Origin of the sequence: Clostridium sp. D33t1_170424_F3 (assembly GCF_015667585.1) — a bacterium.
GTDB lineage: Bacteria > Bacillota > Clostridia > Oscillospirales > Acutalibacteraceae > Anaeromassilibacillus.
Map to the genome: position 1 here is coordinate 89,774 of NZ_JADPEG010000014.1, position 7,308 is coordinate 97,081.

Here is a 7,308-nt window from a genome sequence, read left to right on the forward strand (position 1 = left end):
ATTGCCCGTGCCCTGCCTTTGGAAACCGCCGCCTTTAAAAAGATGGATAAACGCGTTTCAGCCGTTACCTGTTAAAATAAGATGTTCCGGAAATGGGTTCTTTCTGCTCGGCAAACGCTGTGTTGTTTCCAACGCCCGGTTATGCGCCGTCTGTCCCGAAATGGAAGCCCGGGAGCCTGTATCGTCCGTCCCGCAGCTGCGCGGAACCGATCCCGGAAACATGAAAGGGCGGGCCGTCCCGACCGGAGGTCCCGGCCGGGGTCTTAGCTTATTGCAAATTCACACCGTCGGGGTTTGCAAAGTAAATATCGTACCAGATCAGGAAGACATAGATTGTCCAGATTTTGCGGTTGTGATCGCATTTGCCGTTGAAATGTTCGTCCAGCAGGTCCACCAGAACGTCCGTATTAAAGAACTGTTTTGCCGTGTCGCCGGTGAACGCCGCCTTGACGATGTCGTAATATTTCTGCTCGCGGAGCCAGACGCGGGTCGGGACCGGGAAGCCCAGCTTCTTTTTCTTCGCCGTCGCGTCCGGCAGGTGGCGCATTGCGGCCTTGCGCATCGCGTATTTGGTGTTTTCCTTGTTGACGCGCAGGCGGCGCGGCAGACGGGCTGCCACGTTAAAGACCTCCTTGTCGAGGAACGGCACGCGCAGCTCCAGCGAGTTCGCCATACTCATGCGGTCGGCTTTCAACAGGATGTCGCCCGCCAGCCACACATTGATGTCCAGATACTGCATCTTGGTCACGTCGTCCTTGCCCTGTACGCGCGCATAGTACGGCCTGGTCAGTTCCTGCGGGCGGGTGATCGGAATGTCGCTTATCAGCAGCTTCCGCTTTTCCTCCATGGTGAACATGCTGCAATTGCCAATGAAGCTTTCTTCAATCGTCTGTGCGCCTCGAATCAAGAAGCTCTTGCCCTTAAAGCGGAACGGCAGCGCTTTTGCGATCCCGGCCAAACATTTCCGCAGGAACAACGGGACTTTCTTGTATCCCGCCAGATCGTCAGGCTCGTGATAGATGTTGTAGCCGCCGAACAGCTCGTCCGCGCCCTCGCCGGAGAGCACGACCTTCACGTACTCGCTCGCCATTTTGGAGACGAAGTACAGCGCAATGCAGGAGGCGTCCGCCAGCGGCTGGTCCATATGGTACTGTACCTTGCGGATGCTGTCCCAGTATTCTTCCGCGGAAATCACTTTATAGTGGTGCTCCAGACCGACTTCCTTGCTCAAATTTTTGGCCCAGTCGATCTCATTGTATTTTTCACCGTAGTCGAAACCAACGGTGAAGGTTTTCTGCCCCTTGAAGTAGGTGGAAACGTAACTGGAATCCACGCCGCTGGAGAGGAAGCAGCCGACCTCCACGTCGCTGATCTTGTGCGCGCTGACGGAGTTTTCAAAGACCGCTTCGATCGCGTCCACCGCCTGCTCCTCGGTCATGCTGTCGTCCGCGTCGAACTGCGGTTCCCAGTAGCGGGCTGTCGTCACCTTGCCGTCCTTGTACCAGAGGTAGTGGGCGGGCATCAGGCAGAAGACGTTTTGGAAAAACGTCTCCGGAGGCGGGGAATATTCAAAGGAAATGTAATTGTCCAGCGCGTGGAGATTGAATTTCTTTTCAAATCCGGGGAACTCCAGAATGCTTTTAATCTCCGAGCCGTAGACGAAGGAGTCCCCTACCTGGGTATAGTGAATGGGCTTGATGCCGAAGTAGTCGCGCGCCAGAAACAGGCTGTGGTCCACCGTGTTCCAGATGGCGAAGCCGAACATGCCGCGCAGACGGTTTAAAAGCCCTTCCTGCCACTCCTCAAAGCCGTGGACCAGCACCTCAGAGTCGGTTTGGGTGTAAAACTGATGGCCCTTTTCGATCAGCTCTCTGCGCAGGTCCTGATAGTTGTAAATCTCGCCGTTGAATGTGAGGGCCAGCGTCTTGTCCTCGTTGTAAATCGGCTGGTCGCCCGAACTGCTGATATCGATGATCGAGAGGCGGCGAAAGCCCATTGTCACGCCGTCCCCGGCATACACGCCGGAGCTGTCCGGCCCGCGGTGGGTGATGACGTCGGTCATATTTTTAATTACGCTGTCACGGTCGACGATCTCGCCCGTGAACCCGCAGATTCCACACATAATTACACCTCACTATGATGACAGTTATTCGTCTTCCTGGTACTTTTCCAGCAGCAGCTGTGCCAGCGCGCTATCCACTGTGGCAAAACCGTCCTGCTGAGGGCCGAGCTCCCGCACGATTTCCAGCGCTTTATAGTACGCGTCCATGCGGGTGGTTTTCATAACGGGCTGTGGATTTCCCTCAAAGAAAAACACAAACCCGATGCGGTTTTGATCCTCGTCATAGAAGGAAAAATAGCCCTCGCGCGGCGATTTGCCGTCCTTCTTTTCCACCACGGAGGAAAGCGCCAGCTTGATCAGCTCCGCCGCGCGGTCGTCAATGCCGGATTCAAACAGCAGGATTTTTTCTTTCATCCCGGCCAGAGAAGAGACGACGCGTTTTCTCACGCAGTTGATCTGCGGAAACGTCTTGTCCACATCCAATTGGGAAAGTTCCTCCGCGCTGCCGTTGGGGATCAGATAGATCATGAATTTGCGGCCCTTGTCGTGGTACAAACACGGATACGCCATCTGTGCGACGTACCGGCAGGAAGGACACGTCCAGTTGAACAGGGTTTCCTTGAGCACCTGCGTGCGCAGGTTGGGGTTGACCTCGGCATTAATGCCCGGCCACATCGGCGTTTCCACCTCCGCGCCGCACCGGGGGCAGCTCACCGCTTTGGTGATTTCAGTTGACATGCGCGTTCACATCCTAGTCTTTCATAAATAAAGGAAAATCATACCACAAAAATGCATGCGGGATGAGTTTGTAAATCTTCGTTTTTCCGCAACATTGATAAAATGCGTCTGCGGCATTGTGATATTCAATCATACCCGGTTCAAACAGGCATGATTCAGTGTTCATGTAATTATAACACAATCATATACGCCGCACAACAAGGCGGACCCGGTCCACAGGTACTACAAATTTTTAACTGTTCATTTTGATAAAATTGCGGTATAATAAAGACGAATATAGATTCACCGAAAATCGGTGCGTAAATAGCCGCTTTAAGCGGACCGGAGGGGAAAGTATGAATATTTTCAATGTAATAGGCAGTGAAGTCAGCAAGGCAGTTGATTATGTCGTGGAGAAAAACCGGAAAACCGCGATGATTAACCGTCTCCGGGTTGTAATCAAGAATGAACGCGAGAATACGGCGCGCGCGTATGTGGCGCTGGGGAAATATTATATGGAGCATCTGCGCGATGCGAACGACGAGCAGGCCGAACAGCTTTGCCAGGCGGTGGAGGAAAGCGAGCGCCGCATGCGCAAGGCGTTTGACAAGCTGGACGAGATCACCGCGCCGACGGAAGAGGAAGACGACGCCTGCGCGGACTGCAACGACGACTGCGACGTCTGCCCCTACTATGAAGACCTGAACGAGGTACAGCGCCAGGAGCTTGCCCAGAGCGGCGAGACCGCGGACGAAGAGGAAAGCGACGTCGCGGAAAAGCCCTTCATCAATCTGATGCACGATGAGGCTGCCGCGGAGGAAGAACGCCTTGCCGCGGAGGAGTCCGAGGAGATTGACCCGATTCCGCCCACGGTAACGGCGGGCAAAGAGGATGTTCTGGGCGAAGCGGCAGAGGACGAACCGGAAGTATGAGCAATAAGGTCATGTTGGGAATGAGCGGCGGCGTGGATAGTTCAGTCGCCGCTCTTTTATTGTTAAAAGCCGGGTATGATGTGACAGGGGTCACGATGCGTCTGCGCCCGGATGCATACATGCAGCAGTGCGCCGCGGGCGGCTGCTGTTCGCTGGACGACATCGACGACGCGCGCCGCGTGTGCTACCAGCTGGGAATCGATCATCTGGTGCTGAACTTTACGGACCGCTTTGAAAAGGACGTCATCCAGTATTTTGCGGACCAGTACGCCGCGGGCCGCACGCCGAACCCGTGCATTGCGTGCAACCGCCACCTGAAATTCGACGCGATGCTGCAAAAAGCGCGTTTGCTGGGCTTTGACTACGTTGCCACCGGGCATTATGCGGTCATTGCGCAAAATGCACAGGAGCGCTGGCTGCTAAAAAAAGCGCCTGCCAGCAAGGACCAGAGCTATGTGCTGTACTCCATGACACAGGACCAGCTGGCCCATACCCTGATGCCGCTGGGCGCGTACACCAAGCCGGAAGCCCGCAAGATGGCGGAGGAGGCCGGTTTGCAGGTCGCGCACAAACCGGACAGTCAGGAAATCTGCTTTGTGGAGGACAATGACTATGCAGGTTTTCTGGAGCGGTTTACCGGGAAGAAGGCCCCGGCGGGCGACTTTGTCGACCGGGACGGCAACGTCCTGGGGAAGCATCTGGGAATCACCCATTACACCATCGGGCAGCGCAAGGGATTGGGAATCGCCTTTGGCAGGCCGATGTATGTGACGCATATCGACGCGGAACACAACCGGATCACTTTGGGCGAGGAAGGCAGCCAGTACGCGGACACGCTTGTGGCGGAGGATTTGAATTTTATCCCGTTTGATGTGTTGGACGAGCCGCTTCGCGCGCAGGTTAAGGTCCGGTATCAGGCGAAGCCGACGCCGGCCCTGCTTTCCCCTATGGAGAATGGGCGCGTCCGTGTGACGTTCGACGAAGCGCAGCGTTCCGTCACACCCGGACAGGCGGTCGTTTTCTACGATGGAGACCTGGTGCTCGGCGGCGGTACGATTGTGGGCGGAACAAAGGCCGTTTGACTGCATGATTCCGTTTGAAACAGGCGGATTTTATCGGACAGGCGGTATCAAGGCCGGTCGGGGACTTTAACCATTTTGCAGCGGAACCAATCGGCGGCGGACTTTGTGAGGCCTGGCTCCTGTAAGCCCATGGGCTGAAACATCAATGTGAGTGCAGGCGATGAAGACGTGATTGCGTCTGGCTCCTTGGGGCCAGTGGGTTGAAATTGGGATGAGGCCGCGAACACGGGACAGGTTCCGTGCGGGCCTTTGGGCTGCAATGCAGAAGAAGCGGATAGCTGCGATAACGGATCGTTCCTTCTCTGTAGAGGGGACAACCGTCCTATATCCTGTTTCTAAAATCTTTTTGCAAGGAATATATTGTATATTTTGTAAAAATATGGTATTCTTGTAAAGAAAAGGCGATATAGTAGATATGGGACGGTTGGTCCCTCTGGATTCTGGAGGGAGACGCTTTCTTTTCCCTCCGTAGAGAGGGAGTGAGGCAGATGCAGGTGACTTTTCCAGAGCTTTATCAGTTTTGCAGCGTCATGCTGGGTTTAGCAACATTTGTCTGGACTGTAGCCACTCACATAAAAAAGAAATAACCGCCCTCACGTCCAAATGAAGCGGTTATTTCTCAACTAACGCAAAGGACGAGCCGTCTGCACGGTATCGCCTTTTCCTTTTTATTATAAGCTGTAAGGGAAGCATATGTCAATTATTACCATTTGCTTCAGGCAGGTAAGCAGCGCGATTCCTTACATGATAGTACCATTGAAGCCGCTCCGTTTTTGTCGGATTTGCGCGCCTGCCGGGAATACGGATGAAGATAAGGTTCCGGAACAAAAAACGGGCGTGGCAAAACAGGGAAAAATGGATGGAATAAAGTCAATACCGCCGGGTATTGTGGATTGAAATGCCGGAATGGCTCGTCCTTTCCATGCGCTGGACGTCAAAATAGGATGGATCCTGCGGATTGCAAGTCAGACCTTTACGCATTGGTTAAGAAGCCAGCGCCCATAAAGCGCTGTGGGTTGAAAGATTCAAGACGCTAAGACCGAAACGCAGGAGGCGGTCCGCACCCGCGAGAAGCAACGGCAGTCCTTGATTTATCAGTATATGTACGCTATAATGTACATATACTGACAGGGGAGGGATCAATATGACGAATACAAATATAACCAATCTGCGCAAAAACTTGTTTGGTTATATCGATCAGGCGATCACATACAACGATGTGATCAATGTGAATACGAAAAAGGGAAATGCCATTATTATGAGCGAAGAAGAATACAATAGCTTGATGGCAACGCTGCAGATTGCGTCGGTTCCCGGTTTAACAAAAACGATCCTCGCGGAAGCGGAAGAACCGCTGGAGGAAATGGTCAATGCCGACGATCTGGAGTGGTAAAATGTATGAGGTCAAATTATCAAAACGCGCGCAGAAAGATTTGCAAAAATTGAAGCAAAATGGCCTGTCAAAAAAAGCGCGGTCTTTGGCGGAGATCATGCAGAAGAATCCCTGGCAAAATCCACCGCCTTATGAGAAGCTGGTGGGAGATTTGAGTGGGTTTTATTCACGGCGAATCAATGCGCAACATCGACTGGTGTATAAGGTATATGAAGAGGAGCAAACCGTGGCCATCTACAGTATGTGGACGCATTATGAATAAGGTATAACACAGGCAGATTCGCATACGAGGTTCATGGTCAGCGCTTGGCGCTGTGCATTAAAAAAGATTAATAAACTGGGCAGGCAATGCAAAAAAGTCGGTTTCCCTGTAGAAGCTGTGGATTGAAATCACGAGTGGGCCAATATTCTGATACCGTGCCAGCGTTTATTGGGAACCGGGGATTGTAATCAGATTTCGACTCTATAGGCGGCAGTCTGTTTGTCGGGCTCCGCGCGAGCCTGTGGGTGAATCGGAGCATGCAGAGGGGCATCGCCGCAAAACGTTTGCCGTATCTTCCGCCAGAGCCATGCCCATCGCAAATCCGCGCTGATAGCTTTCCATTGCGGCCTGATCGATCAACAGGTCTTTTTCATCGATGATGCGTAAAACCATGATTCGGTCCGGCTTGGCCAGACGTCGGATCAGTTGGGTATGATAAAAGCGAATCAGTTTGGTATCTTTCGTGCAGGAAGCGTATTGGCCGGCGATCCATTCTAAAAGGTTCATGAAGAGGCTCCTTTGCAAAATAAATATAACATATCGTTATATTTATCTTAGACCGATAGAGGCAGATTGTCAATAACAATACGTTATATTTTGCGTGAAATTATTTTACTTTGAGGTGACGTCCATGGCCGATTATCAGGAGATTTTCAAACGAAAAAGACTCGCATTGGGACTGAGCCAGGTGAAATTGGCGAAGGCAGTTGGCGTTACTCAGCCTTTTATAAATGAGATCGAAAAGGGGAAACGAAGCCCTTCTATTGAAGTATTTTTCAAAATTTGTGAGGTGCTTGAAATCCGCGTCTTTCCCGATGAGGATCTGACAGAAGAATAAAAAGGGGCCGCTGTTCCATCTT

8 protein-coding genes are annotated in these 7,308 nt (G+C 52.5%); 5 read left to right on the plus strand and 3 right to left on the minus strand.

The window, feature by feature from the left end:
• Nucleotides 1-268: 268 nt before the first annotated feature.
• Both asnB and I4V53_RS10575 read right to left on the minus strand, forming a co-directional pair.
• Entirely contained in the window at nucleotides 269-2,122 is a 1,854-nt protein-coding gene (gene asnB / locus I4V53_RS10570; protein WP_195985661.1) for an asparagine synthase (glutamine-hydrolyzing), read from the minus strand.
• Between the two features lie 24 nt (nucleotides 2,123-2,146).
• Nucleotides 2,147-2,800 (minus strand): CpXC domain-containing protein, encoded by a 654-nt coding sequence (locus I4V53_RS10575; RefSeq protein WP_195985662.1) that lies wholly within the window; start codon nucleotides 2,798-2,800, stop codon nucleotides 2,147-2,149.
• A gap of 335 nt (nucleotides 2,801-3,135) precedes the next feature.
• On the opposite strand from I4V53_RS10575, the gene I4V53_RS10580 reads away from it, so the two are divergent.
• The 4 genes from I4V53_RS10580 to I4V53_RS10595 all read left to right on the plus strand — a co-directional run bounded on the left by I4V53_RS10580 (nucleotide 3,136) and on the right by I4V53_RS10595 (nucleotide 6,448).
• Nucleotides 3,136-3,711, plus strand: coding sequence for a hypothetical protein (locus tag I4V53_RS10580; protein WP_195985663.1), 576 nt, complete (start codon nucleotides 3,136-3,138; stop codon nucleotides 3,709-3,711).
• The gene (mnmA, locus tag I4V53_RS10585; protein WP_195985664.1) at nucleotides 3,708-4,793 is read left to right on the plus strand and encodes a tRNA 2-thiouridine(34) synthase MnmA; all 1,086 of its coding nucleotides are present in this window, start codon (nucleotides 3,708-3,710) and stop codon (nucleotides 4,791-4,793) included. The genes I4V53_RS10580 and mnmA overlap by 4 nt, the downstream gene beginning before the upstream one ends.
• A gap of 1,144 nt (nucleotides 4,794-5,937) precedes the next feature.
• Nucleotides 5,938-6,186 carry a type II toxin-antitoxin system Phd/YefM family antitoxin gene (locus tag I4V53_RS10590; RefSeq protein WP_195985665.1) on the plus strand — a complete coding sequence of 83 codons (249 nt, stop codon included), beginning with the start codon at nucleotides 5,938-5,940 and terminating at the stop codon, nucleotides 6,184-6,186.
• The gene (locus tag I4V53_RS10595; RefSeq protein WP_353616510.1) at nucleotides 6,164-6,448 is read left to right on the plus strand and encodes a Txe/YoeB family addiction module toxin; all 285 of its coding nucleotides are present in this window, start codon (nucleotides 6,164-6,166) and stop codon (nucleotides 6,446-6,448) included. The genes I4V53_RS10590 and I4V53_RS10595 overlap by 23 nt, the downstream gene beginning before the upstream one ends.
• A gap of 201 nt (nucleotides 6,449-6,649) precedes the next feature.
• Here I4V53_RS10595 and I4V53_RS10600 read toward each other — a convergent pair whose 3' ends face one another.
• Nucleotides 6,650-6,955 (minus strand): hypothetical protein, encoded by a 306-nt coding sequence (locus tag I4V53_RS10600; RefSeq protein ID WP_195985666.1) that lies wholly within the window; start codon nucleotides 6,953-6,955, stop codon nucleotides 6,650-6,652.
• 124 nt (nucleotides 6,956-7,079) lie between these two features.
• Here I4V53_RS10600 and I4V53_RS10605 point away from each other — a divergent pair, with 124 nt between their 5' ends.
• Nucleotides 7,080-7,286 (plus strand): helix-turn-helix transcriptional regulator, encoded by a 207-nt coding sequence (locus I4V53_RS10605; protein WP_195985667.1) that lies wholly within the window; start codon nucleotides 7,080-7,082, stop codon nucleotides 7,284-7,286.
• The last annotated feature ends 22 nt before the right edge of the window (nucleotides 7,287-7,308 follow it).